A 22,903-nucleotide genomic window follows, 5' to 3' on the forward strand; every position below is an offset into this window, starting at 1 on the left:
CTCGGTCAGGATCTTGTGGATCTTGTGCGGGTAGCACTGGTGGCCGACGTCCCAGACGATCCGGTCGTCGGGCGTGTCGAACACGTGGTGCAGCGCAACCGTCAGCTCGACCACCCCGAGACCCGAGCCCAGATGGCCGCCGGTGATCGACACCGCGTCGATCATCTCGGCCCGGACCGCCTCCGCAACCGCCGGAAGATCCGACTCCGGCAAACGCCGCAACGCCGCCGGATTCGGGACACGGTCCAGCAACGCCGATTGCTCAGGTGATATCGCCAATGGTCGCATCCGCTCGTTCGAGTGTGGCGACGGCCGCATCGCGGACCCGAGGCCACCGCGACACCAGCACCTGGAGTTACGCGTTCATGCTAGAACCCGCMCATCCGTCGCTGTCATGATAGTGCCAGTTACGGACGATCGGCAGCGCGATCAATGTCGGGCGGTCGTTTTTTTCTTTCACGTGCCCTTACCGCCACAAGAGGTTTACCTTTGAGCCCGGCTCGTCTGTGCACAATCCTGCTCACGCTCGCGATTACCGGCAGCAGCCAAGCTTACGCCGAGCCGCGCCCCCCGGACGGCAATCTCGACTTCCTGTGCAACTTCCTCGGCGACTGCCCAGTCCGGGTGTCCCCGGGCGGCCCGGACCGGGATGCGCGCCCCTTCGGCGGCACTCTGGGCCGGCCCTGCGCGTGGCGAGACCGCCCGACTCCGGAGGGCGTGCGCAGGGTCCGCGTATGCTGGTGACGCGTCGCCCGGGCCTCGTCGCCGCGGCCCTCGTCCTGGCGCTCGGATCGACCGCCGCCCGCGCGCAGGACGCCTGTCCGGCCCTGTTCGCGGACGGACGGACGCCTGTCCTGACGAATCCGAAGCTCGCCGTGCGGGCGACCCCGCTCTGCTTCGAGGCCTTCGCGGTGCTCCATTCCGGCGTGACCCGCACCCCCCTCTACGCCGCCGAGCACCTGACCCGAGCCAGCGTCGCCGCGGCGCGCACGGTGGCCCGCGACGATGCCTTCCATGAAGAAGCCCGCCTGCCGGAAGACCAGCGGGCCGCGCTGGAGGACTACGTCCGCAGCGGCTTCGACCGGGGCCACCTCGCACCGGCCGGCGATATGCCGACGATGGGCGCCCAAGCCGAGTCGTTCAGCCTCGCCAACATCGTGCCGCAGAACCGGGTGCTGAACCGCGGCCTCTGGGCCGATATCGAGGAGAGCGTGCGTCGGCTCGCCACCCGGCGCGGCGCGCTCTTCGTCGTCACCGGCGTCATCTTCTCCGGCACCTCCGTGGAGCAGATCAAGGGCGGCGTCCTGGTGCCGACGCTGCTCTTCAAGGCCGTCTATGATCCGGCGCGCGGCGAGGCCGGCGCGTATCTCGCCCGGAACGACGAATCGAAGGAATGGCGCGCGCTGTCGATCGAGGCTCTCCTCCAGGAGGCCGGGATCGACGTGTTCCCGGGCCTGCCGCTCGAGGCGCGCGCCACCGCGATGAACCTGCCGGACCCCCACGCCTCCGCCCGCGCGGACGAGCGCCGGCCCCGGCACGCAGAGACGTGGCAGGACTGGCTGGAGCGGGAGATCACCCGCGCACTGCGGAAGCTCGTCCGCGACCTGCTGCGCGCGTTCTTCTGAGAGGGACCCATGCCCGAGGACAAGCCCCGCGCGAAGACCCAGGCCGAGAGCCCAAATCCGAAGGCCTTCACGCCCTTTGCGGACGATGCCGGCGTGCGCACCGTCGGCGCCCTCTCCTTCGAGAACGGGACCGACCGGATCGCCCTCCACGGCTCCCTCGACCTCACGCGCGACAGGACCGGCCTGGAGCAGGCGCGCCTGCTCCGCCGGACACTGGACGCGATCGTGAAGGCGCTGGAGGCGGAGGACCTGCCCGAGGCGGTGGCCGACGCCGTCGACGCGGCGCCGCGGTCGGTCAAGAACCCCTTCGCCTGAGCGGCCACGGCGGCGCCGTCCTTGCCGCCTCCCGGCGGGCCTGATACTCGGACAGGGTCATTCCTATATCGTAGGGACGCGCGTTCAGGACGGGTGCCAAGGCCCGGTGCCTGACCCGTGCCGCTGGCACGATCCGCGCAGTTCCGAACAACGCGTCGAGGACGATCCGCGATGGCTCGCGAATTCATCTACCACATGCGGGGCCTGACCAAGGCCTATACCGGCGGCAAGAAGGTCCTGGATAGCGTCAACCTGTCGTTCTATCCGGACGCCAAGATCGGCGTCCTGGGCATCAACGGCTCGGGCAAGTCGACGCTGCTGAAGATCATGGCCGGCATCGACAAGGAGTTCACCGGCGACGGCTGGGTCGCGCAGGGCGCGCGGGTCGGCTACCTGCCGCAGGAACCCCAGCTCGATCCGAACAAGTCCGTCCGCGAGAACGTGATGGAGGGCGTGGCCGAGAAGCAGGCCATGCTCGACCGCTACAACGAACTCGCCATGAACTACTCGGAGGAGACGGCCGACGAGATGACCGAGCTCCAGGACCGGATCGAGTCGCTCGGTCTCTGGGAGCTGGATTCGAAGGTCGATCAGGCCATGGAGGCCCTCGGCTGCCCGAGCGACGAGCAGCCGGTCGCCACCTTGTCGGGCGGCGAGCGCCGCCGCATCGCGCTCTGTCGCCTGCTCCTGTGGGAGCCGGAGCTGCTCCTCCTCGACGAGCCGACCAACCACCTCGACGCCGAGACGGTGAACTGGCTGGAGGGCCACCTGCGCCAGTATCCGGGCGCGATCCTGATCGTGACCCACGACCGCTACTTCCTCGACAACGTCACCAGCTGGATCCTGGAGCTCGATCGCGGCAAGGGCATCCCGTACGAGGGCAACTACTCGGCCTGGTTGGTCCAGAAGCAGAAGCGCCTGGAGCAGGAGGGCCGCGAGGACATGGTCCGGCAGCGCTCCATCGCCCGCGAGCAGGAGTGGATCGCCGCCTCCCCGAAGGCGCGCCAGTCCAAGTCGAAGGCCCGCATCACCCGCTACGAGGAGCTGGTCGCCAAGCAGAACAACAAGGTCGACGCCTCCGCGCAGATCGTCATCCCGATCGACGAGCGGCTCGGCAACAACGTCATCGAGTTCGAGCATCTGAGCAAGGCGTTCGGCGACAGGCTGCTGATCGAGGACCTGTCGTTCAAGCTGCCACCGGGCGGTATCGTCGGCGTGATCGGTCCCAACGGCGCCGGCAAGACCACCCTGTTCAAGATGATCACCGGCCAGGAGAAGCCCGACAGCGGCAAGATCGAGGTCGGCGAGACCGTCAAGCTGGGCTACGTCGACCAGTCGCGCGACGCCCTCGATCCGAATGCCACGGTCTGGCAGGAGGTCTCGGGCGGCAACGACATCATCTATTTCAACAAGCGCGAGATCAACTCGCGCGCCTACTGCGCGGCCTTCGCCTTCAAGGGTCCCGACCAGCAGAAGAAAGTCGGCACGCTCTCGGGCGGTGAGCGCAACCGCGTCCACTTGGCCCGTACCCTGAAGGGCGGCGCCAACGTCCTGCTCCTCGACGAGCCGACCAACGACCTCGACATGGAGACCCTGCGTGCCCTCGAGGACGCGCTGGAGGACTACGCCGGCTGCGCGGTCATCATCAGCCACGATCGCTGGTTCCTGAACCGCATCGCGACGCACATCCTCGCCTTCGAAGGCGACAGCCACGTGGAATGGTTCGAGGGCAACTTCTCCGACTACGAGGCCGACAAGGTGCGCCGGCTCGGGGCGGATTCGATCATGCCGAAGAAGATCAAGTACAAGCGCTTCTCGCGCTGAGGTTCAGACGTCTGCCGCAGGCCGATCCGGTTCTGGGGCAGACGCAGACCCCGGAGAACGGTGCAGCAGCCGCGGCCCGGATGCGGCGCAGGACCGGACGCTCTGTCGGACCTGCGCGGCCGATCATCCGAGACGCTCCCGGGCCTTCGCCAGGATCGTGGACAGGCTCTGCGAGAGCGGAACAGCCGGCGCCCATCCGGTGGCGGCCATGAAGGCCCCCGGGTCGCAGCCCTCGCTGCGTACGCCCGCCGACCGGACCCGCCCGGGTGCCACCCGGAGGGTTAAGCGCGCGTCCGTCATGCCGCGGAGCACGTCCAGAATGTCGGAGACCGCCGTCACGACGCCGGACCCGACATTGAAGATCCCGCCATCCGGGAGGTCGTCGAGCCGCTCGACCACGCGCAGGCACGCCGCGGTGAAGTCGGCCACGTCGAAGAAATCACGCCCCGCGGAAAGGTCGCCGACATCCAGGCTCGGCGGCGCGAGGCCCCGCTCGATCCGGGCGATCTGACCGGCGAACGAGGCGACCACGAAGGCCTCGCTCTGCCCGGCTCCAATATAGTTCGACGGCCGCAGCACCAGATGCCTGACGCGGGCATTCGTCAGGACGTCGCGCAGGATGTACTCGCAGGCGTTCTTGGTTCGGCCCGAGATGGTATCGGGACGCGGGGTGATGCTCTCGTCCGGGCGTGCCCGGTCGCGAAACGCCTCTCCGTAGACGACGGTCGAGCTGATGAAGACGAGGGCCGCCCGGGTCTTCGCCACGGCCTCGGCGAGGTTCAGGGTGCCGAGCAATTCCGCCCGCCAGGCATAGGACGGTGTTTCGCTCGACTGGGCCACGGAGGCCAGTGCCGCGAGATGGAAAACGATGGTCGGGTCGAAGGCCGTGACCGTTTCAGCGAGGTCGTGGGCGTCGAAGGGATCGACGGCCCTGAGCGTCACGCCGTCGAGGGGCGGTTGCGGGCTCGGATCGAGGCCGAGGATCCGGCTGCCGGGCGGCAGTTCCCGATGCAGCACCTCGAGCAGGCGGCGACCGAGGTAGTCTCCGGCTCCGGTGACGAGGACACGCATGATCCTGAACCCAACCCTGAGCCTCGCCCCCGGCGCAGGCGGCGACGGGAGCCGGGATCGCCTGCCGGATCTATACCGGGCTTGGCCGGGAAGCGAGGGGCGCGGGGCAACCGGCCGGCGCAGCGGAACACGGTCTTGGGATCGACCGTCGGTCCGACCGGACAATGTGAACACCTGAACAAAGGCGCGTGATCGGCGCAGCCTCCCGAGGCAAACGCGTTATTGTTGCATTGCGGCCGCGGCAGCGCTGCATCCGATCTGAGAGCGCCATGGCGAGAGCTGAGTGACGGGCATCGACGACCTCGAAAGACCCGCCGCCGGCTTGGTGCCGGCGATCTCCGCTCCCCCTGCCGGCGCGCGGCCCGCGAAGCCCGCGCGCGACGCGCGGGTCGACGTGGTGCGCGGCTTCGCGCTGCTGACGATCTTCATCGATCATATCCCGCGCAACGGGCCGGCCCTCCTGACGCTGCACAATTTCGGTTTCTCGGACGCCGCCGAGATCTTCGTGCTGCTGGCCGGCTACTCGTCCATGATCGCCTATGGCGGGCTGTTCCGGAGGGCCGGGATCCGGACCGCGCTGGCGCGCATCGCCCGGCGCTGCCTGCGCATCTATCTGTTCCAGGCGGGGTTGCTGCTCGCGACCCTGGTGATCGTCCGGATCTGGATGGACCTGACCGGCCTCACGCCGCGATTCGGCGTCGCGCCCCTGATGCAGATGGGTCTCCTGCCGGGCCTCCTGCGGGGCCTCGCGCTGAACGCGCTGCCGAACTACCTCGATATCTTGCCACTCTACATCCTGCTGCTCGCGCTGTTTCCGCTGATCTATCTCGGGATGCGGCGCGGCATCTGGGGCGTTCTGGCCCTGTCGGGGACGCTGTGGATCGCCGCCAACGTCGATCATCAGCTGAACCTGCCGAATGCCGCGGCGGTGGATGACGGCTGGTACTTCAATCCCTTCGCGTGGCAGTTCCTGTTCGTGATCGGTGCGGCGCTGGCCGTCACCGTCCGTGATCGGGACGGCCTGCTGCCGCGGCGCGGCTGGGCCGTGGCGGCGGCCTCGGCGTATCTCGTCTTCGCCCTCTTCCAGGGCGGCTCCTGGGGGGAATGGGGGCTTCCGGACCTCAGACCGCTGTCGATCGGCGTGCCGGACAAGAGCCATGTCGGGCCGCTGCGCCTGATCAACATGCTGGCGCTGACCTACCTGCTGTTCAGCATGTCGGCCGTGCAGCGCGTCAGCCGGTGGCGGTCGCTTCGCCTCGTCGACGCCTGCGGCCGGCACTCGCTGGAGATCTTCGCCGCCGGCTGCCTCGCGGCGCTCATCGGCCGCATCCTCTACCGCACCTTCGATCCCACATGGCCGCTGCAGATCGCGGTCAACCTCGGCGGGCTCGCGACGATGCTGGTGCTCGCCTACGGTCTGGATTCCCGTCTGCGCGGGGCCGCCGGATCCGATCGGGCCGGCCGCCGGGCGAGCTCGGACAAGAGGTGATGCGATGCCGCCGATGCGCCGGAAGGGCGATCTGCCGGAAAAGATCTGCGCGCAATGCGGTCGTCCGTTCGCATGGCGCAAGAAGTGGGCGCGTGTCTGGGACGAGGTCCGCTACTGCTCGGACCGGTGTCGCGCCGAGGCCCGGGCCGGGCGTGGCCGCGACGCCGCCCGGGGATGAGGCCGCGCCGGTTCGCTCGGTCAGTCGTCGCGCGCGGGTCGGCGCACCCGGACAGCGTGGCCGCGCCTGAACCCCGTCTCTCCGCCCGCGCGACGACGGAGGCAGCCGCGTCTTTCCGCAGAGGCGTGGCGACGGCGTCGGCAGGGTCACAGATCCAGCGCGGCCAACGCATCCGGCGTGTCGATGTCGAGGGCCGTTGCCGGGTCGCCGGAGATCTCGAGCACATCCGCCCGCCCCCTGAGCAGAGGGCCGGCGCCATGATCACCGGCGAGGCGGTCGATCTCCGGGCCGAGCCGGCGCAGATTCAGGAGGACGGGGTTCCCGCGCCGCCCATCCTGCACGGGGACTACGGCCGCGGGCGCCTCCGCGGCGCTCGCGAAGGAGCCCGCGAGACGGTCGATATGCGCGGCCGTGACTCGTGGCATGTCGCCCAGAACGATCACGGCCGCCCCGCAGGCCGGCGGCAGCGCCGCGACGCCGGCGCGCAGCGAGGTCGCGAGGCCGGCGCGGAAATCCGGATTGTCGACGCGGATGAGGTCGAGCCCGGCGAGGGCCGCCCGGACCGCCGCCGCGTGCGCGCCGAACACGGCGACAACCGGGCGGGGACGGGCGCGGAGGGCGGCCTCGGCCGCGTGGCGGACCAGCGGGATTCCGTTCAAAGGGGCGAGCAGCTTCGGTTCAGGGCCGAACCGGGTGCCCATGCCCGCCGCGAGGAGGATCGTCCCGACCTCAGACATCCGATCCGGACTCCGCTTCGGCCTGCTCGCCCACGGCTTCGCCCCCGGCCCGGGGCTGCGGACGTGAGACGATCTCCATTAGAAGGCCACCGACGCCGAGGCCGACGATGTCGGCCCGGGTTACGGTGAGGTCTGCCAGGAGGCGGTGAAGGATCCAGTCGAAGCCGTTTTCCTTGGGCGAGCGCGCGCAGCCCGGGGCTCCGATCACCGGCACGTCGCCCCGCGCGCCCACGAGGAGCAGGTTGCCGGGATCGACCGGCATCCCGAGATGGACGACCCGGCCGCCCGCCGCCTCGATGCCGGCCGGGATGACGTCGCGCCGGTCGGCGATGGCAGAGGCACCGAACACCACCACGAGATCGGCCCCGGCGCCGTCGATCACCGCCGCCAGGGCGGCCGCCACGGCCTCGTCGGCATGGGGCACCCGGGTCTCGGCGGCGATCTCGGCGCCCGTAGGCGCGAGGCGCTCGGCCAGCACCCGGAGCGTCTTGTCGATGGTAGCTTCCTTGAGACTCGGCAGGCGGGTCGAGACCACGCCCACCCGCCGGCGGCGATACGGCGTCACGGCGAGAGCGTCGCCCCCGGCCGCAGCGCAGGCGCAGGCGAGAACGGAACTCGGCACCGCGTAGGGGATGATCTTCACGGTGGCGATCATCTCGCCCGCGACCACGGGCCTGAATCGCGGCAGCGTCGCCACCGTCACGGCTTCGTCGACGGCATTGACCGCATCGATCCGGGCGGGATCCAGGGTGAGGATCCCTGATCTCTCAGCGAACAGGTTGCAGCGGCCGGTGAAGGGCGCCTCGAGGCGCAGGTTCGGCCCGCGAAGCTGGGCGGCGAGCCGGGCGGCGGCGGCATCCTCGCCGACATCGCCTGGATCGAGCGTCGCCGCCACGATCTCCGACAAGCCGGCCCGCGCCAGGCCGGCGGCAGCCTCGCGGGCGATCACCGCGCCCTTGCGCAGGGTGATGTCCGCCCGCCGAACGGTATGCGCGCTGATCAGCCCGGCCGCCTCCGCGATCGGGACGGGACCGAACCTCACGCGACCTCCGGCCGGGGTGCGCGGCGCAGGCAGGCCACGACCTCGGCGAGCACGGAGAGCGCGATCTCGGCGGGGCTGACGGCGCCGATGGGCAGCCCGATCGGCGCATGAATCCGGCCGATCTGCGCCGCCGAAAAGCCCGCCTCCGTGAGCCGTGCGACGCGCGAGGTGTGGGTCTTCCGCGAACCGAGGGCGCCCACGTAGAAGCACCCGGCCGACAAAGCCGCCGCCAGGGCGGGATCGTCGATCTTGGGATCGTGCGTGAGGGCGGCCAGGGCGCAGTAGCGATCGAGGACCGGCACGGCCGTCCCGAGGGCAGCATCCGGCCACGCGGCGACGAGGTCGATCCCTGGGAATCGCTCGGCCGTGGCGAAGGCCGTGCGCGGGTCGATCACCGTGAGGGCGAGGTCGAGGCCCGCGGCCATCGGCGCCATCGCCTGCGAGATATGGACGGCGCCAACCACCACGAGCCGCACCGGCGGCACCTGCACGGTCAGGAACAGCGTCCGCCCGTCGGCCTCGACCAGGCCGCTCCGGCCCGAGGCGAGGTGCTTTGCCAGCAGGGCAGCGAGCGGATCGGAGTCGATCTCGGTCTCGCGCACGAGGCGTTGCGCGCCGTCGGCCGTGTCGGTGACGAGGATCGCGGCGCGGCGCGCTGCCCGCTCGGCGTTGAGGGCGGCCAGGATGTCGACGCGCATCAGTCAATCCGCTCGACGAAGACCCGGATCCGGCCGCCACAGGACAGACCGGCCCGCCACGCGGTCTCGTCCGCCACGCCGAATTCGAGGACCCGCGGCGCGCCGGCCGAGATAACCTCGACCGCCTCGGTGATCACCGCGCCCTCGACGCAGCCTCCGGAGACGGAGCCCAGGAAATTGCCGTCCCCGTCCACGACGAGATGGCTGCCCACGGGCCTCGGTGCCGAGCCCCAGGTCTCGATCACGGTGGCCAGGGCCACGGCGCGACCGTCGCGCCGCCACGCCTCGGCCATGGTCAGAATATCGGTATCGGTGCTGAGCATGGCCTCGAAGACCTTCGGCCGGCGGGCGCCCCCCGCACCCCTCAGGTATGGCCCGCGCGCCGCGCTGCAAGGCACGTCGGTCTCCGGCTCGCGCCAGCGCGGGGTGGCGGATGGCGCTGCGTCGCAATACGCTCGTGCCGTGACCGCCGGCCGGGTATTCGGATTTCTGCGTCGGGCTCTGTACGGTGTCGGTTCAGCCCGTCATTCCGGGCCGCGAAACCGGAAGGCGGCGCGCGGCCCCGAATCGGGCAATCAGAGATCGACCCGACGGAACCGAGCGGAGATGGCGTCCAGAGACGTAGCGGGCATGTCCACCAGTCCACACCCCCGTTCCGAGGTGCCGCCGCCCTCCTCCGCGGCCAGCCCCTGGCGCGGGGACCGCACGGGATGGGCGGGCGGTTCGGACGGGGGCGCGGCTCGTTTGGTCCCCGCGGTCCGCCGCGCGGGCGCGCCCCGCCGATGAACGCCCCCGATCCCGGCCTCGCGCGCACCCTGCGGACCAATCCACCCCGCTCCGCGCCGCGGCGCCTGTGGAAGCGCATCAGCCGGGCGATCGGCGACGTCCTGCCGAAGGGCCTCTACGCCCGCTCGCTGATCATCATCATCGCGCCGGTCGTCCTGCTCCAGTCGGTGATCGCTTACACCTTCATGGAGCGGCACTGGCAGCTCGTGACCAAACGCCTGTCCGCGGCGGTGACGGCGGACGTCGCCGCGCTGATCGACATCTACGAGAGCTACCCGCAGGACAAGGATGCGGAGATCCTCTCGCGCATCGCCGGGGAGCGGCTGAACCTCGACCTCGACATCCTCAAGGGCGCCAAGCTCCCGCCCCCGGGACCGCGGCCGTTCTTCTCGATCCTGGACGAGGCCCTGTCCGACGAGATCAGGCGCCAGATTCGCCGGCCCTTCTGGATCGACACGGTCGGCCGCTCGAACCTGATCGAGATCCGCGTGGCGATCCCCGACGGCGTCATGCGCATCACCGCCCGGCGCAGCCAGGCCTACGCGTCGAACTCGCACATCTTCCTCGTGTGGATGATCGGCTCGTCGCTGGTGCTGCTCGGCGTCGCGATCCTGTTCCTGCGCAACCAGATCAAGCCGATCCTGCGCCTCGCTGCCGTGGCGGAGGGCTTCGGCAAGGGCCGCGAGATCGAGTTCCGTCCCCGCGGTGCGCGGGAGGTACGCCAGGCCGGCCATGCCTTCATCGAGATGAAGCGGCGCATCGAGCGGGCGATGGAGCAGCGCACCACGATGCTGAACGGCGTCAGCCACGACCTGCGCACCATCCTCACCCGCTTCCGCCTGTCCCTGGCGCTGTTCGAGCAGACCAGCGAGATCGAGGATCTGAGCCGCGACGTCGACGAGATGAGCCGGATGCTGGAAGGCTACCTCGCCTTCGCGCGCGGCGACTCGGCGGAGCCCGCGGCTCCGACGGACATGCGCGCCCTGCTGGAAGACCTGCGGACGGACGTCGAGCGCCTGGGCGCCCACGTCTCCGCGGTGGACCTCGTCGGCGCGCCCGAGGTTACCGTCCGGCCTGGCGCCTTCCGGCGGTGTCTGTTCAATCTCGCGGCCAACGCCGCCCGCTACGGCGAGACGGTGGCGATCTCCGGCCGATTGGAGGCGCGGACCTTCTTCGTGTCGATCGACGATGACGGGCCTGGCATTCCTGCGGAGAGCCGGGAGGACGTGTTCAAGCCGTTCGTGCGACTCGACGACGCCCGCCAGGATGCCGGCGGCTCCGGACTGGGACTCGCGATCGCCCGCGACATCGCCCGCGCCCATGGGGGCGACATCGCCCTGCACGACAGTCCCCTGGGTGGCCTGCGGGCTACGGTCCGGGTTCCGGCCTGACCTGGGTCAGGTATCGGCGGGGCGTCGAAGCCGCAGACACTCGGCCTGCACATTCCGGATGAGGTGATCGATGCTCGCCTCGTCAAGGGCGGCACCGGCGAGCCGCACGCGCAGGCTCGCCTCGCCGTTCCAGGCATAGCCGGCGTCGTAGGGCAGATGACGCAGCAGCAGGGGGCTCACCACCGTCTCGCGACGGTAGGCCGGATGGCGCAGCAGCTTCCCGATGTGGAGGGCCAGCATGTCGATACTGGAGGTCTCGAGACTGGCAGCCTCGGGTGCCTTGCCCTTCCAAGTGACCGATGCCCGACGCATTCGTGTCCGCCCTCCAGAGCCGACACTCTCGCGCCAAATGATTGCGCATCCATGAGCGTCCGGACGGAGCGGCGAAAAACTGCCGAATCCGGGGTCCCAACCTTCGCGGCAGGGTGATATGCAATGGGCGCTTTCCCTGGGCCGCCTTTAGCCGCGCGCCGGATCCGAGTGCAGAACATGAACCCGCTCGTCCCCCTCTTCATCCTCATCTCGCTGCCGCTCGCGGCCATCGGACTCGTGCTGTACACCGACGAGGGCATCAATCCGGACCTGTTCTACGCCTCCGTGAAGACCTTCGTGATCCTGGGCGCGATCGCGGCGGCGATGTCCTTCGGCGCGATGAAGCTCTCCGAGCGGTCCAAGAACTGACCTCGGCCTGACGTCCCGCCGCCCGGAGGGCACGATGCTGCACGTGGTCCCGGCCTTCTCGCGCATCGGTGAGGAGAACGCGTTCGCGGTGCTTGCCCGCGCCCAGGCGCTGGCCGCGCAGGGCCGGGACGTGATCAACCTCGGCATCGGCCAGCCGGACATGCCGACACCCGCTCACGTGGTCGAGGCCGGCATCAAGGCCCTGCGCGACGGGCATCACGGATACACGCCGGCGGTGGGCATCCAACCGCTGCGCGAGGCCGTGACCCGTGATATCCACCGCCGCCACGGCGTCGAGGTCTCGCCCGAGTCCGTGATGATCGTGCCTGGCGGCAAGGTCACCATGTTCATGGCGATCCTGATGTTCGGCGCGCCTGGGACCGAGATCCTGTACCCGGACCCCGGATTCCCGATCTACCGCTCGATGATCGAGTTCACCGGCGCCACGCCGGTTCCGGTGCCGATCCGCGAGGAGAACGGCTTCGCCTTCTCGGCGGCCGAGACCCTGGCGCTGATCACGCCGAAGACCCGATTGCTGATCGTCAACTCGCCGGCCAACCCCACCGGCGGCGTGACGCCGAAAGCCGAGATCGACGCCCTGGTGAAGGGACTGGCCGAGCATCCGGACGTCGCGGTGCTGTCGGACGAGATCTACGGCACGATGACCTATGACGGCGAGCACCATCACTCGCTGCTGACGTATCCCGAGATCCGCGACCGTCTGGTCTATCTCGACGGCGCCTCCAAGACCTACGCGATGACGGGCTGGCGGCTCGGCTGGTCGGTGTGGCCGAAGCCGCTCTACGACGCGGCACGCAAGCTCGCGGTGAACGCGCATTCCTGCGTCAATGCCGCGACCCAGTGGGCCGGGATCGCGGCGCTCGATGGTCCACAGGACTGCGTGGCCGAGATGGTCGCGGAGTTCGACCGGCGCCGGGCGATAGTCGTGGATGGCCTGAACGCCCTGCCGGACGTCTCCTGCATCGCGCCCAAGGGCGCGTTCTATGCGTTCCCGAACGTCTCGCGGACCGGTTGGAAGGCGAAGGCCCTGGCCTCGACCCTTCTGGAGGAAGCGGGCGTAGCGGTGATCGGCGGCCCGGATTTCGGCGTCCACGGCGAGGGCTACATCCGCCTGTCCTACGCCAATTCGGCCGAGAACATCCGGCGGGCGCTGGAGCGGATGGGCGCTTTCCTCAGCGAGCGGAAGCCGGGCTGAGGCTCCGCCCCGGCTCCCACCTCGGCATCAGCAGGGGATCTGACCGCTTTTCGATCGAACGCCTCGGCACCGCCACCGCTGCGAGCGGCGTGAACATATTCCGGGCGGCCCTCCCCTCGATCCCCTGCCCTGGCCCGATCGCCTGCCTGCGCTGATGGTGTGGGGCGACACGCCCGCCGCTCACGACTTCCCGGACGCCCGCTTGTCGAGCCAGCCGACCAGCCAATCGGCGATGTCGAGGCTGTTCTTGTCCTGCATTAGCATGTGCGAATTGCCGTGGATGCCGATCTCCGGCAGCAGGATCAGCTCGGCCCGGCCGCCGGCGGCGTTGGCCGCGGCCACGAAGCTGCGGCACTGCTTCAGCCGCGGCGCCCAGCGGGGCGAGGCATCGACGTAGTCCCCGAACAGGACGAGGATCGGCAGGTCCTTGTAGGGTGCCAAGCTGTCCTTGGCCGGGTCCGGGCACGCGGCAGGCTCGATGGCGACGATTGCCCGGATCCCCGTCCGGTCGAGGGCGGCGGTCTGGAACGGGTAGATCCCGGACTGCGAATGCGAGACCAGCACCGCGCCCTTGAGGCGCTTGGCGAGGTCCGAGAGGGCCGGCACGGTGGGATTCGGAACCGACAGGGCCGCCGACCAATCCGGGACCATCTGCTTCCAGAACTCGCCCTGGGCCTCCAGGGGAAACTGCATGCCGGGGAAGACCTTCGGGTATTCCGGTCCGAACCGGAAGATCGCCCAGGCCGGCTCGCGGCCGGCGGAGAAGACCGCTGGCAGCCCGTTCGGCTCGGCATGCCCCATTTTCACGGCGTTGATCTGGGCCGGGCTCGCCGCAGAGCGGCCACGCCAGGCCTGATCGATCACGTAGGTCGGGAAGCCGCGCCGGACGAAGAGCTCGTCCCAGCCCATCCGTCCGTCCGGGGTCGTCTCCCAGGTCTTGCCGGTGAGGCAGCAGCCGTGGATCAGAACCAGCGGCGGCCGCCCGGATGCGACCGGCACCTGATAGCGGACGTAGATCTGGTCGACGCTGACCGTGCCGGAGGGCGCGTAGGCCGGCAACATCGACAGGGTGTCGGACTCGACGTCGCGGCCGCCGACGAAGAAGCTGCCCTGCTCGGCGATGGTCAAAGGGCCGGCGGTCGGCTCGGCTGCGCGGGCGGATCCGCCGGCGATCAGCATGGCGGCGACCAGCGCATGGGCTCCCCGCCGGGCGCGTCGGAGGGCGGCCACTGAAAGTCCTGACATGAAATTGTCCCGTCCTCCCCGAACGGCCCGCCCAGACCTCGTGACCGCGCAAAAGCCTACCACGAAGCTCGGCGGCGTTGGGAGATCCGCCGATCCGGCCCGTTGCCGATCAGGCCGCGATGTCGCGCTCGATCCTTTCGACGGCCGCAGCGGGAAGGTCCAGGGCCTCGGCGAGCATCTTCAGGAACTGCCGCTCCTGGATCGTGTCGGGCTCGATGGCGAGCCGGGCCGCCGCGAAGATCCGCGCCGCCGCGTCGGGGTCCGATACGCGCGCGGCGATCGCGTCGGCATCGGCCGGGTCCGCAAGTTCGCGCTCGAGCCAGGATCGCCCATCGGGATCGAGGGCCGCCTCGGCCACGGCCGCATCGAGGCGCCTTCGTTCCGTGGCGTCGACCATGCCGTCGGCGATCGTGGCCGCCACCATCGCCCGGAGCATCAGCCGGGCCTCGTCCTCGTCGACCGTCGTGAAGTCCGGGCCGCCGGTCTCCGGCGGTGCCGTGCCGCGCAGGGCGCGGTACGCGAGGCCGCCGATCAACGCCAAACCGCCCAGGGCGGCGCCCGCGGCGAGGCCACCTCGCCGCGCACGCACGAGCGCGTCGACGATCCGCCTGCTGTCAGCCATGCTATCCTCCCGGGATACGATCCTTGTCGGATCGGAAACAACCCGGGAGGCGCTCGGGTTCAGCCGCGCTCAGGCGTCGGCCTCATCCTCGTCCTCGTCCTCGTCGATATCGACCAGGAAGACGATATCGGCTTCGTCCTCGTCGTCCGAATCGGCGTCGGCGTGATGGGGGTCATCCTTGAAATCGCCCGCGCCGTCGTCTTCCGCCAGCGCGTCCTCGAAGATCTCGATCTCGTCCTCGCTGGCCGCCCGGACCTTGAGCGCCGAGGTGCCGTTCCAGAGCGGCTTCCCGTCGGTGGTCATGGTCCGCAGGTCTTCCTTGAACCCGTCACAGGTGAAGAGGTCCTTGGCGGACGCCTCGTCGCTGTTGATCACCGCAACGGCGGTGCCGTCGATCTCGAGCGTGAACATGGCCGGCATCCCTCTCGTAACCGTCCTGACGCGCGCCCGGTCAGCGGGGCCGCGCGGGTGCGACGCCCTGACCCGGGCAGAAGTGCATCCCCTGGCCCGGCGGTCATGGGCGCCGCGCCGGGATGCTGTAGGGGTGAAGCGGACGCCCGCCAAGCCCGTGGCAGCCGAGGACACCGGATTCGGTGCGGCACGGAACCTGCCGGGACGGAACATCGGCTGACATCTAGGGAACATTGCGCATGCGGATCAGGCTCGGTTGCGAGATGCGCTACGCCTTCCCCTATCGGGTGCCGATGGTGGTGATGCTCAATGTGCACACCTCCCGCGCCGACGCACTGGAGAGCCCCGATACGCTGCGCACGGATCCACCGGTGCCGGTGGAGGTCTATCGGGACGGGTTCGGTAACCTCTGCGCGCGCCTGACCGCGCCAGCCGGCAATTTCACCCTCGGGACCGACGCGGTGATCCGCGACGGCGGAGAGTCCGATCCGGTGCATCCCGACGCCGAGCAGCACGCGATCGAGGCGCTGCCGCCTGAGGCGATCGTGTTCCTGCTGCCGAGCCGGTACTGCGAGTCGGATCTGCTGGCCGACGAGGCCTGGCGCCTCTTCGGCCACACCGCCCCGGGATGGGAGCGCGTCCAGGCCGTCTGCGATTTCGTGCACGCGCACATCGCCTTCGGCTACGAGTTCGCCCATCGCGACCGCACGGCCGTGGATGCCTACGCGGGCGGCCGCGGCGTCTGCCGGGACTTCACGCATCTCGCGGTGGCATTCTGCCGCGCCCTCAACGTGCCGACCCGGTACTGCACCGGCTACATCAGCTTCATCGGGGAGCCGGAGCCGCACCCGGCCGGCGATTTCGCGGCCTGGATGGAGGTGTATCTCGGCGGGAAATGGCACGTGTTCGACCCGCGCAACAACAGCCCGCGGATCGGCCGCGTGATGGTGGCCTACGGACGGGACGCCGCGGACGTGCCCCTGACCCATACCTTCGGACCCAATCCCCTGGTCGGTTTCCGGGTCTGGGCCGATCGCGTCGACCATCTCGACGGGAGCGAGGAGGCCGCGATCCTGCCGGAGGAGCCGCTTCCGCCGCAGAGCATGGCGACCCGCATGGGATGAGGGCCGCCAGACGCCGTCAGGCGCCGGCGCCGCGGGCGATGGCGCGCCGGACCACCCCCTGCACCTCCGGATTCGAGAGGAACAGGTCGTGGTTGATCAAGCCGCCGCCGTAGTCGGAGGCGTCGGCGACTCGCACACCGAGGGCTTCCAGTTTCGCGCGGTCGGCCGCGCCCGCCCGGACGCCGCCCGCGAGCGCGGCGGAGAGTTCAAGCGCCCGGTCGTTCGTGGACGAGATAACCGTGATCTTCGCGACGTCCGGGCCGAGCCGGGCGACGCCGTTGGAGAACAGATCGAAGTCGATGTCGGGGGCGGCCAGCACCACCGCTCCGATCCGTGACATCGCCGCCTCGCCGGCCTCGGCGCGGAGCATGCGCAGGGTCTCCACGGTCAGCAGCGTTCCCATCGAGTGCGCGACGATGTTGATCCGGCCGCCGCTCGGCGAGGCGGCCAGCGCCTTGAGCAGGTCCTCGAAGGCGTCACGCGACCACAGGGCGCTTTCGCGATCGTAGTTGTAATCGAGGGTCGCAGCCGCCGACGGCCACGTGAACAGGCCGGAGACGCCGCGGAAGCGGATCCCGTCCGAGAGCCGCGCGGCGCTCACCGCGGCGGATTCGAACGACTCCCGGTAGCCGTGGACGTAGATGAGCACATCGCGCCCCAGGGCCGCCTGCGCGAAGGCCTCGGCGGCACCGGGACCGCTTTCGGATTTCGGAACCGCGCCGATCGTCCAGTCTCCGGTGATGACCGAGGAGACCTTGCCGAGCAGCGAGCGGTCCGGCGGCGACAGGCGCACCTCGGCGAAGCTCAGGCCGCGGCCGCGGTCGCTGCTGAAATACGGCGGTCGGGGCGGGTTGCCCACGGGCTTGCGGGTCGTGGCGACGAGAAGCACCGGCATGACATCGAGCGCCGACTGCTTCTCGGGCAGAGTCGCCCCGGTCCCGATGTCGTCGGTGACACAGGCGCCGAGCGATGGTGCGAGGCCCGCGGCGCCCGCCAGGGCACCGAATCGGAGAAGGACGCGACGTGAGACGATCTGGCTCGACATGATCCGGGTGCGCTCTGGGACGCGCCCTCCGTCGCTCAGGATCGTGACCATGGCGGGGCACGATCCCGGCCCATCGGTGTGAACAGCGGGCAGGACCGGAGCTGTGGTGGAGGGGACACAGCCCCTGGATCCCCTGGCTCAGGCCCCCGCCCCCTCGACGGCGGCGGCCGCCGCCGCCATGAAGAGGGCATGACGCCGTCCATCGACATCCCGAGTCTCCGCGACCGCCTGCTGCGCGGGGATCGCGCCGCCCTGGCCCGGGCCATCACGCTGGCCGAGTCGAAGCGCGCCGATCACCGGGCGCTGGCGGCGGATCTGATCGATTCCGTCCTGCCCGAGACCGGGCGGGCGATCCGGGTCGGCATCACCGGGGTCCCCGGCGTCGGCAAATCGACCACGATCGACGCCCTCGGCTCGAACCTGACGGAGGCCGGCCACAAGGTAGCGGTGCTGGCCGTCGACCCCTCATCCTCCCGGACCGGCGGTTCGATCCTCGGCGACAAGACCCGGATGGCCCGGCTGGCGCACGATCCGAACGCCTTCATCCGCCCCTCCCCGTCCTCCGGAACGCTGGGCGGTGTCGCGGCGAAGACCCGCGAGACCATGCTGCTCTGCGAGGCCGCGGGGTTCGACGTGATCCTCGTCGAAACGGTGGGCGTCGGCCAGTCGGAGACCGCGGTGGCCGACCTGACCGACTTCTTTCTCGTGCTGATGCTGCCCGGCGCGGGAGATGAGCTGCAGGGCATCAAGAAGGGCATCCTGGAACTGGCCGACATGATCGCGGTCAACAAGGCCGATGTCGGCGAGGCCGAGCAACGGGCCAACGCGGCGGCGTCGGAATACCGCGCGGCCCTGCACATCCTCACGCCGGCCACCGCGACCTGGACACCGCCGGTGGTGACGATCTCGGGCTTCCACAATCTGCGGCTCGATGCGCTCTGGGCGAAGATCGTCGATCACCGGGAGAAGCTCACAGCCACTGGCGAGATCCAGGCAAAGCGCCGGACGCAGGACGTGAAATGGATGTGGGCGCTGGTGGACGAGCGCCTGCACCAGCGCCTCGTCGGGTCGCCGGAGGTCAGGCGCCGCACCGCCGAGGCGGAGGCCGGCGTCGCTCGCGGTGAGACCTCGCCGGCCGCGGGAGCGGCGGCCATCGCGGAGCTGATCGGGCTCTGAGGCCGCCCGGGCCATCGCCCGGTCGGACAATTTCGGGTTCGCCGGGGGCTCAAACGCGATCTCGCGCGTTCGGTGGACGACGGCGTAGCGCGCGGCGTTCCTGTCGCCGCGCCGCGCTCAGGTCCAGGAGAGTGCCATGGTGGATACGGATCGGATCGTCGGCGGCGCCAAGGAAGCCATCGGCAAGGTCCAGGGTGCGGCCGGCGATTTCGCGGGCTCGGACCGGGACTCTGTCGAGGGGCGCTTCCGCGAAGCCCAGGGCCAGGCCCAGAACGTCTACGGTCAGGTGAAGGACAAGGCCCGCGACATCGCCGACCGGGCCGGCGACTATGCGAGCGAAGCCTACGAGCGCGCCGGCGACGTCGCAGGCGACGCCTACGAGCGGAGCGGCTCCTATCTGCGGGACGGACGCGCTGCCGTCGGCGCCCGGGTGGAGGAGAATCCCCTGGTCGCGCTGCTGATCGCGGGCGCGGTGGGCTACGGCCTCGCCCTGCTGGTCCACGGCCGCCGCTGACCGGGAGCGGCCCCGCTCGCGCGCGGGCGGGGCCGTTTCGGAGGCGCAGTCCGCTTCGGCGCCGGGTTGCTGGCCTGAGCGCTACTGTGCCGTCCAGCCGCCATCCATGCTGATATTGGCGCCGGTGATCTGGCTCGCCGCATCGGAGCACAGAAACACCGCCAGCGCGGCGACCTGATCGACGGTGACGAATTCCTTGGTCGGCTGCGCCTTCAGCATCACGTCCTCGATCACCTGCTCCTTGGTCAGCCCGCGCGCCTTCATGGTGTCGGGGATCTGGGACTCCACCAGGGGCGTCCAGACATAGCCCGGCGAGATGCAGTTCACCGTGATCTTGTGCGGGGCGAGTTCCAGGGCCGCCGTCTTGCTCAGACCCGCGATCCCATGCTTGGCCGCCACGTAGGCGGACTTGAACGGCGAGGCCACCAGCGAATGGGCGGAGGCCGTGTTGATGATGCGGCCCCATCCCCGCGCCTTCATCCCGGGAATCGCGGCGTGCATCGCGTGGAACGCCGAGGACAGGTTGATCGCGATGATCTGTTCCCACTTTTCGGCCGGAAACTCCTCGATCGGCGAGACGAACTGGATCCCGGCGTTGTTGACGAGCACGTCGACCGCCCCGAAGGCGTCTTCCGCCTCGCGCACCATGGCGGCGATCGCATCGGGCTTGCTCATGTCGGCGGCCGAGTAACGGGCCTCGACGCCATAGGCGCTTTCGATCCCCGCCCGCGCCTCCTCGATGGCGTTCGCGTCGCCGAACCCGTTGAGCACGACGTTCGCTCCCTCGGCCGCAAGGGCGCGCGCGACGGCGAGCCCGATGCCGCTGGTCGAGCCGGTGACGAGGGCGGTTTTGGTCTTGAGGGTCATGGGGCCTCCTGGGACATGGACGCGCGGCCGGGCGGATGCGCGGACGGCGCGGTCACGGCGGGATGGATGGCCACCTCAGTAGCGCGGGATGGGGGCGTCGGCACAGGGCCGCCCGATGCCGGCGCGGGCTGGATGTCACCGGCGGGCAGCCCGACGCGCGCCTGAGCCGGAAAGTCGATCTCGATCCGCAGGCCGGGTTCGTTGTCGAAGAGCCGCAGGGTCCCATGGTGCAGGTGCACCACGGCGTTGACGAGGCTGAGACCGAGCCCGAAGCCCGGTCGCGAGCGGGCATCCTCAAGGCGGACGAAGCGGTCGAGCACCCGGGCGCGCTCCGCCTGGGGGATGCCCGGCCCGTGATCGGAGACGGTGAGACGGATCATGTCGCCCGCGCGCCGTGCGTCGAGGGTCACGCGCGCCTGCGTGCCGACTGACCCAGCCCCGTATTTCAAGGCGTTGTCGATCAAGTTGGCCAGGGCCTGGCCGATCAGTTCGCGGTTGCCGGCGATCATCAGGTCATCCTGCGCCTGCACCGCAAGGGTCAGCCCCTGGTCCTCCGCGAGCGCCTCGTACAATTCACCGACGCTGCGCACCGCCTGGCCGACATCCAGCGGCACCAGCATCTCCTGGGCGCTGCCGGATTCGAGCCTTGCGATCATCAGCAGGGCATTGAACACCCGGATCAGCCCATCCCCTTCCTCAATCACGGCCTCGAGCGCCGCACGCAGGTCCTCCGGCGTGGTCCCCCGGCGCAGGGCCTCGTCGGCGCGGTTGCGCAGGCGGGTCAGAGGCGTCTTCAGGTCGTGGGCGATGTTGTCGGACACTTCGCGCATCCCGCGCATCAATTCTCCGATGCGCTCCAGCATCTGGTTGAGGCTCGATGCCAGCCGATCCAGTTCGTCGCCGTTCCCGGCCACGTGGAGCCGACCGTCGAGATCGCCCGCCATGATCGCCCGGGTCGTCTGGGTCATCGCATCGACCCGGCGCAACACGCGGCTGGCCGCGAGCCAGCCACCGATCACGCCGAGGAGCACGATGGCAGCGAGCGAGGTCACGAAGGCCCGTCCGATCACCGCGCGCAGGCGGTCGCGCTCCTCGGTATCGCGCCCGACGAGGAGCCGGAATCCCCCCGGCAGCGTGAAGACCCGCACGATCGCCCGATGCGCCTCGGCATCCGAATCGTTGCGACCGTAACGCGTCTCGCTCTGGCCTGGCGTCGCCAGCACGGCGGCGGGAACGTAGCCGACATTGCCGACGACATGATCGCCGCCCGCGGTCGTCACGAGGTACAGTGACGCGCCCGGTTCCCGCGAGCGCCGTTCCACTACAGTGATCAGCCGGCGCAGGCCTCCGGCATTGTACTGCTCGGACAGGCCGTTGATCTCGGCGTCGATGGTCGAGACGATCTGGTCGTCGAGCACGGCGCGGGCGTTCCACGCGACGTAGCCGAGCGCCAGGAAGGCGCAGAGGGCGAAGATCGCCAAGTAGGCCAGCGACAGCTTGAACGCGGTGGTGCGGAACAGCTTCTGGAAGCGCGCAGCGCGCGTCTCGGCGGGGACCGGCGCGCCAGCCGACGCGTCGCTCACCCGGCGGCACCCTCGTCAACGCGCAGCACATAGCCGGCGCCCCGGATCGTGTGGATGATCGGGGATGGGAAGCCCTTGTCGAGCTTGCCGCGCAGACGCGAGACGTGGACGTCGATCACGTTGGTCTGCGGGTCGAAGTGATAATCCCACACGTGCTCAAGGAGCATGGTGCGCGTCACCACTTGGCCGGCATGCCGCATCAGGTATTCGAGGAGACGGAATTCGCGGGGCTGCAACGGGATTTCGCGGCCCGCCCGGGTCACCCGGTGGGACAGCCGATCGAGTTCCAGGTCGCCGATCCGATAGCGTGTCTCCTCTGCTGCACCGGAGCCGGCCTGTCGGCGGGCCAGGGCCTCCGTGCGGGCCAGCAATTCCGAGAAGGCGTAGGGCTTAGGCAGGTAATCGTCGCCGCCGGCGCGCAGGCCCTTCACCCGGTCGTCCACCTGACCCAGTGCGGAGAGGATCAGGGTCGGGGTTGTCACGTTCTGTTCGCGCAGCGACCGGATCAGCGAGAGGCCGTCGAGCTTCGGCAGCATCCGGTCGACGATCAAAACGTCGTATGTGCCTTCGCGCGCGAGCGCATAGCCGTCGAGGCCGTCATGGGCGCTGTCGGCGACATGTCCGGTCTCGCGAAAGGCCTTGACCAGGTAGGCCGCCGCCTCGCGGTCGTCCTCGATGATGAGCAGTCGCATGGCCCCGCTCCATAGCGTGCCACGCAAATCGGGGGAACGTGTCTCCGTTAACATGGTCCAACCGGTCCCCTCCCCTCTCCGGCCGAACGGGCCGAGCCCGCAGGCCTCGGCCCGTTCCGAAGCGGGGCATGAAGGACTCGGAGGGCGCGAGATCCGTCGCCGGCTTCGTCCGCGCGCGCCATGGGCAGCGCGCGGTCCGAAGACGTTGGCAGGGCCGTAATTACGGGATGCTCGCGGCGAGATGACTTCGCGGTAAGGCGGCCGCCGAAGCCCGGATAGCAACGGCAAAACGCCGACAGCCCGCTCTCATGGAGAACGGGCTGTCGGCGATGGTGTTCGTGTCGAGGGAATGCCGGTCTGGACCGGTGTTGTTTGCGATGGGCGGGTCTGGCGGCGACCGACTCTCCCGTGTCTTGAGACACAGTACCATGGGCGCTGGCGTGTTTAACGGCCGAGTTCGAGATGGGATCGGGTTCTGGGCACGCCGCTCAGGCCACCAGACCGGCGCATCGCAACTTTTTTGGGACTTGGCTGCGCAGGGTTCTGCGACGGCCGGTGTCCTGTTCGGCAA

The 22,903-nt window shown here is 69.8% G+C and carries 26 protein-coding genes and 1 rRNA gene; 12 read left to right on the forward strand and 15 right to left on the reverse strand.

Features of this window, described 5'->3' with window-relative positions:
• Positions 1–288: 1-deoxy-D-xylulose-5-phosphate synthase N-terminal domain-containing protein (locus tag AC1DXK_RS23690; protein WP_477299311.1), on the reverse strand; the 288-nt coding region annotated here is incomplete at its 3' end.
• A 201-nt stretch (positions 289–489) separates the two neighbouring features.
• Between AC1DXK_RS23690 and AC1DXK_RS23695 the strand changes: the two genes are divergently transcribed.
• The 4 genes from AC1DXK_RS23695 (at position 490) to ettA (ending at position 3,764) form a co-directional block, all read left to right on the forward strand.
• Entirely contained in the window at positions 490–744 is a 255-nt protein-coding gene (locus AC1DXK_RS23695; protein WP_477299313.1) for a hypothetical protein, read from the forward strand.
• Complete coding sequence (locus AC1DXK_RS23700) at positions 735–1,625, forward strand: DNA/RNA non-specific endonuclease (RefSeq protein ID WP_457108475.1); 891 nt, start codon at positions 735–737, stop codon at positions 1,623–1,625. The genes AC1DXK_RS23695 and AC1DXK_RS23700 overlap by 10 nt, the downstream gene beginning before the upstream one ends.
• 9 nt (positions 1,626–1,634) lie before the next feature.
• Positions 1,635–1,940 carry a hypothetical protein gene (locus AC1DXK_RS23705; protein ID WP_457108476.1) on the forward strand — a complete coding sequence of 102 codons (306 nt, stop codon included), beginning with the start codon at positions 1,635–1,637 and terminating at the stop codon, positions 1,938–1,940.
• 171 nt (positions 1,941–2,111) lie between these two features.
• Positions 2,112–3,764: an energy-dependent translational throttle protein EttA gene (gene ettA / locus AC1DXK_RS23710; protein ID WP_457108477.1), complete on the forward strand. Its 1,653-nt coding sequence runs from the start codon at positions 2,112–2,114 to the stop codon at positions 3,762–3,764.
• A 123-nt stretch (positions 3,765–3,887) separates the two neighbouring features.
• Here the strand turns inward: ettA and AC1DXK_RS23715 are convergent, their stop codons facing one another.
• Positions 3,888–4,835: an NAD-dependent epimerase/dehydratase family protein gene (locus AC1DXK_RS23715; RefSeq protein ID WP_457108478.1), complete on the reverse strand. Its 948-nt coding sequence runs from the start codon at positions 4,833–4,835 to the stop codon at positions 3,888–3,890.
• A gap of 283 nt (positions 4,836–5,118) precedes the next feature.
• Here AC1DXK_RS23715 and AC1DXK_RS23720 point away from each other — a divergent pair, with 283 nt between their 5' ends.
• Together AC1DXK_RS23720 and AC1DXK_RS23725 are read left to right on the forward strand one after the other, a co-directional pair.
• Positions 5,119–6,324: an OpgC family protein gene (locus AC1DXK_RS23720; RefSeq protein WP_457108479.1), complete on the forward strand. Its 1,206-nt coding sequence runs from the start codon at positions 5,119–5,121 to the stop codon at positions 6,322–6,324.
• A 4-nt stretch (positions 6,325–6,328) separates the two neighbouring features.
• A complete protein-coding gene (locus tag AC1DXK_RS23725; RefSeq protein ID WP_457108480.1) occupies positions 6,329–6,502 on the forward strand; it encodes a DUF2256 domain-containing protein in 174 nt (57 codons plus the stop codon).
• A 146-nt stretch (positions 6,503–6,648) separates the two neighbouring features.
• Here the strand turns inward: AC1DXK_RS23725 and AC1DXK_RS23730 are convergent, their stop codons facing one another.
• From AC1DXK_RS23730 to AC1DXK_RS23745, 4 genes are read right to left on the reverse strand one after another with little or no spacing between them, the layout of a single operon-like run.
• Positions 6,649–7,239 carry a nucleotidyltransferase family protein gene (locus AC1DXK_RS23730; protein ID WP_457108481.1) on the reverse strand — a complete coding sequence of 197 codons (591 nt, stop codon included), beginning with the start codon at positions 7,237–7,239 and terminating at the stop codon, positions 6,649–6,651.
• Positions 7,232–8,281, reverse strand: a complete 1,050-nt coding sequence (locus AC1DXK_RS23735; RefSeq protein WP_457108482.1) for a molybdopterin-binding protein — start codon at positions 8,279–8,281, stop codon at positions 7,232–7,234. Before AC1DXK_RS23735 ends, AC1DXK_RS23730 begins: the two co-directional genes overlap by 8 nt.
• On the reverse strand, positions 8,278–8,979 hold the full coding sequence (locus AC1DXK_RS23740; protein WP_457108483.1) for an XdhC family protein: 702 nt from the start codon (positions 8,977–8,979) through the stop codon (positions 8,278–8,280). Before AC1DXK_RS23740 ends, AC1DXK_RS23735 begins: the two co-directional genes overlap by 4 nt.
• Complete coding sequence (locus AC1DXK_RS23745) at positions 8,979–9,302, reverse strand: XdhC family protein (RefSeq protein WP_457108496.1); 324 nt, start codon at positions 9,300–9,302, stop codon at positions 8,979–8,981. Before AC1DXK_RS23745 ends, AC1DXK_RS23740 begins: the two co-directional genes overlap by 1 nt.
• Positions 9,303–9,761: 459 nt before the next feature.
• Between AC1DXK_RS23745 and AC1DXK_RS23750 the strand changes: the two genes are divergently transcribed.
• Positions 9,762–11,156 carry an ATP-binding protein gene (locus tag AC1DXK_RS23750; protein ID WP_457108484.1) on the forward strand — a complete coding sequence of 465 codons (1,395 nt, stop codon included), beginning with the start codon at positions 9,762–9,764 and terminating at the stop codon, positions 11,154–11,156.
• A gap of 6 nt (positions 11,157–11,162) precedes the next feature.
• Here the strand turns inward: AC1DXK_RS23750 and AC1DXK_RS23755 are convergent, their stop codons facing one another.
• Positions 11,163–11,468: a hypothetical protein gene (locus AC1DXK_RS23755; RefSeq protein ID WP_457108485.1), complete on the reverse strand. Its 306-nt coding sequence runs from the start codon at positions 11,466–11,468 to the stop codon at positions 11,163–11,165.
• Between the two features lie 177 nt (positions 11,469–11,645).
• Here AC1DXK_RS23755 and AC1DXK_RS23760 point away from each other — a divergent pair, with 177 nt between their 5' ends.
• Both AC1DXK_RS23760 and AC1DXK_RS23765 read left to right on the forward strand, forming a co-directional pair.
• Positions 11,646–11,837 carry a hypothetical protein gene (locus AC1DXK_RS23760; protein WP_457108486.1) on the forward strand — a complete coding sequence of 64 codons (192 nt, stop codon included), beginning with the start codon at positions 11,646–11,648 and terminating at the stop codon, positions 11,835–11,837.
• Positions 11,838–11,871: 34 nt separating this feature from the next.
• The gene (locus AC1DXK_RS23765) at positions 11,872–13,053 is read left to right on the forward strand and encodes a pyridoxal phosphate-dependent aminotransferase (protein ID WP_457108487.1); all 1,182 of its coding nucleotides are present in this window, start codon (positions 11,872–11,874) and stop codon (positions 13,051–13,053) included.
• A 180-nt stretch (positions 13,054–13,233) separates the two neighbouring features.
• Here AC1DXK_RS23765 and AC1DXK_RS23770 read toward each other — a convergent pair whose 3' ends face one another.
• From AC1DXK_RS23770 to AC1DXK_RS23780, 3 genes are all read right to left on the reverse strand, one after another.
• Positions 13,234–14,298, reverse strand: coding sequence for an alpha/beta hydrolase family protein (locus tag AC1DXK_RS23770; RefSeq protein ID WP_457108488.1), 1,065 nt, complete (start codon positions 14,296–14,298; stop codon positions 13,234–13,236).
• Positions 14,299–14,407: 109 nt separating this feature from the next.
• Positions 14,408–14,920 carry a DUF533 domain-containing protein gene (locus AC1DXK_RS23775; protein WP_457108489.1) on the reverse strand — a complete coding sequence of 171 codons (513 nt, stop codon included), beginning with the start codon at positions 14,918–14,920 and terminating at the stop codon, positions 14,408–14,410.
• A gap of 69 nt (positions 14,921–14,989) precedes the next feature.
• A complete protein-coding gene (locus AC1DXK_RS23780) occupies positions 14,990–15,331 on the reverse strand; it encodes a hypothetical protein (protein ID WP_457108497.1) in 342 nt (113 codons plus the stop codon).
• A gap of 239 nt (positions 15,332–15,570) precedes the next feature.
• Between AC1DXK_RS23780 and AC1DXK_RS23785 the strand changes: the two genes are divergently transcribed.
• Positions 15,571–16,455, forward strand: coding sequence for a transglutaminase-like domain-containing protein (locus AC1DXK_RS23785; protein ID WP_457108490.1), 885 nt, complete (start codon positions 15,571–15,573; stop codon positions 16,453–16,455).
• A gap of 16 nt (positions 16,456–16,471) precedes the next feature.
• Here AC1DXK_RS23785 and AC1DXK_RS23790 read toward each other — a convergent pair whose 3' ends face one another.
• On the reverse strand, positions 16,472–17,500 hold the full coding sequence (locus tag AC1DXK_RS23790) for an alpha/beta hydrolase (protein WP_457108498.1): 1,029 nt from the start codon (positions 17,498–17,500) through the stop codon (positions 16,472–16,474).
• 189 nt (positions 17,501–17,689) lie between these two features.
• On the opposite strand from AC1DXK_RS23790, the gene meaB reads away from it, so the two are divergent.
• Positions 17,690–18,676 carry a methylmalonyl Co-A mutase-associated GTPase MeaB gene (meaB, locus tag AC1DXK_RS23795; protein WP_457108491.1) on the forward strand — a complete coding sequence of 329 codons (987 nt, stop codon included), beginning with the start codon at positions 17,690–17,692 and terminating at the stop codon, positions 18,674–18,676.
• A gap of 136 nt (positions 18,677–18,812) precedes the next feature.
• Positions 18,813–19,190 carry a CsbD family protein gene (locus AC1DXK_RS23800; protein ID WP_457108492.1) on the forward strand — a complete coding sequence of 126 codons (378 nt, stop codon included), beginning with the start codon at positions 18,813–18,815 and terminating at the stop codon, positions 19,188–19,190.
• Between the two features lie 81 nt (positions 19,191–19,271).
• On the opposite strand, the gene AC1DXK_RS23805 is transcribed toward AC1DXK_RS23800, so the two are convergent.
• The 4 genes from AC1DXK_RS23805 to rrf form a co-directional block, all read right to left on the reverse strand.
• Positions 19,272–20,057, reverse strand: coding sequence for a 3-hydroxybutyrate dehydrogenase (locus tag AC1DXK_RS23805; protein WP_457108493.1), 786 nt, complete (start codon positions 20,055–20,057; stop codon positions 19,272–19,274).
• Positions 20,054–21,640: a HAMP domain-containing sensor histidine kinase gene (locus AC1DXK_RS23810; RefSeq protein WP_457108494.1), complete on the reverse strand. Its 1,587-nt coding sequence runs from the start codon at positions 21,638–21,640 to the stop codon at positions 20,054–20,056. Before AC1DXK_RS23810 ends, AC1DXK_RS23805 begins: the two co-directional genes overlap by 4 nt.
• Complete coding sequence (locus AC1DXK_RS23815) at positions 21,637–22,332, reverse strand: winged helix-turn-helix domain-containing protein (protein ID WP_457108495.1); 696 nt, start codon at positions 22,330–22,332, stop codon at positions 21,637–21,639. The genes AC1DXK_RS23810 and AC1DXK_RS23815 overlap by 4 nt, the downstream gene beginning before the upstream one ends.
• A 385-nt stretch (positions 22,333–22,717) precedes the next feature.
• A 5S ribosomal RNA gene (rrf, locus tag AC1DXK_RS23820) occupies positions 22,718–22,833 on the reverse strand.
• Positions 22,834–22,903 lie beyond the last annotated feature (70 nt).

The sequence above is a fragment of the Methylobacterium sp. P3_A11 genome (assembly GCF_056403155.1).

Coding starts and splice junctions, on each gene's coding strand:
- AC1DXK_RS23785 (WP_457108490.1), top strand. CDS start 15,571: ATGCGGATCAGGCTCGGTTGCGAGATGCGCTACGCCTTCCCCTATCGG.
- AC1DXK_RS23740 (WP_457108483.1), bottom strand. CDS start 8,979: ATGCGCGTCGACATCCTGGCCGCCCTCAACGCCGAGCGGGCAGCGCGC.
- AC1DXK_RS23760 (WP_457108486.1), top strand. CDS start 11,646: ATGAACCCGCTCGTCCCCCTCTTCATCCTCATCTCGCTGCCGCTCGCG.
- AC1DXK_RS23780 (WP_457108497.1), bottom strand. CDS start 15,331: ATGTTCACGCTCGAGATCGACGGCACCGCCGTTGCGGTGATCAACAGC.
- AC1DXK_RS23765 (WP_457108487.1), top strand. CDS start 11,872: ATGCTGCACGTGGTCCCGGCCTTCTCGCGCATCGGTGAGGAGAACGCG.
- ettA (WP_457108477.1), top strand. CDS start 2,112: ATGGCTCGCGAATTCATCTACCACATGCGGGGCCTGACCAAGGCCTAT.
- AC1DXK_RS23775 (WP_457108489.1), bottom strand. CDS start 14,920: ATGGCTGACAGCAGGCGGATCGTCGACGCGCTCGTGCGTGCGCGGCGA.
- AC1DXK_RS23705 (WP_457108476.1), top strand. CDS start 1,635: ATGCCCGAGGACAAGCCCCGCGCGAAGACCCAGGCCGAGAGCCCAAAT.
- AC1DXK_RS23725 (WP_457108480.1), top strand. CDS start 6,329: ATGCCGCCGATGCGCCGGAAGGGCGATCTGCCGGAAAAGATCTGCGCG.
- AC1DXK_RS23745 (WP_457108496.1), bottom strand. CDS start 9,302: ATGCTCAGCACCGATACCGATATTCTGACCATGGCCGAGGCGTGGCGG.
- AC1DXK_RS23750 (WP_457108484.1), top strand. CDS start 9,762: ATGAACGCCCCCGATCCCGGCCTCGCGCGCACCCTGCGGACCAATCCA.
- AC1DXK_RS23770 (WP_457108488.1), bottom strand. CDS start 14,298: ATGTCAGGACTTTCAGTGGCCGCCCTCCGACGCGCCCGGCGGGGAGCC.
- AC1DXK_RS23800 (WP_457108492.1), top strand. CDS start 18,813: ATGGTGGATACGGATCGGATCGTCGGCGGCGCCAAGGAAGCCATCGGC.
- meaB (WP_457108491.1), top strand. CDS start 17,690: ATGACGCCGTCCATCGACATCCCGAGTCTCCGCGACCGCCTGCTGCGC.
- AC1DXK_RS23715 (WP_457108478.1), bottom strand. CDS start 4,835: ATGCGTGTCCTCGTCACCGGAGCCGGAGACTACCTCGGTCGCCGCCTG.
- AC1DXK_RS23730 (WP_457108481.1), bottom strand. CDS start 7,239: ATGTCTGAGGTCGGGACGATCCTCCTCGCGGCGGGCATGGGCACCCGG.
- AC1DXK_RS23790 (WP_457108498.1), bottom strand. CDS start 17,500: ATGTCGAGCCAGATCGTCTCACGTCGCGTCCTTCTCCGATTCGGTGCC.
- AC1DXK_RS23805 (WP_457108493.1), bottom strand. CDS start 20,057: ATGACCCTCAAGACCAAAACCGCCCTCGTCACCGGCTCGACCAGCGGC.
- AC1DXK_RS23700 (WP_457108475.1), top strand. CDS start 735: ATGCTGGTGACGCGTCGCCCGGGCCTCGTCGCCGCGGCCCTCGTCCTG.
- AC1DXK_RS23755 (WP_457108485.1), bottom strand. CDS start 11,468: ATGCGTCGGGCATCGGTCACTTGGAAGGGCAAGGCACCCGAGGCTGCC.
- AC1DXK_RS23815 (WP_457108495.1), bottom strand. CDS start 22,332: ATGCGACTGCTCATCATCGAGGACGACCGCGAGGCGGCGGCCTACCTG.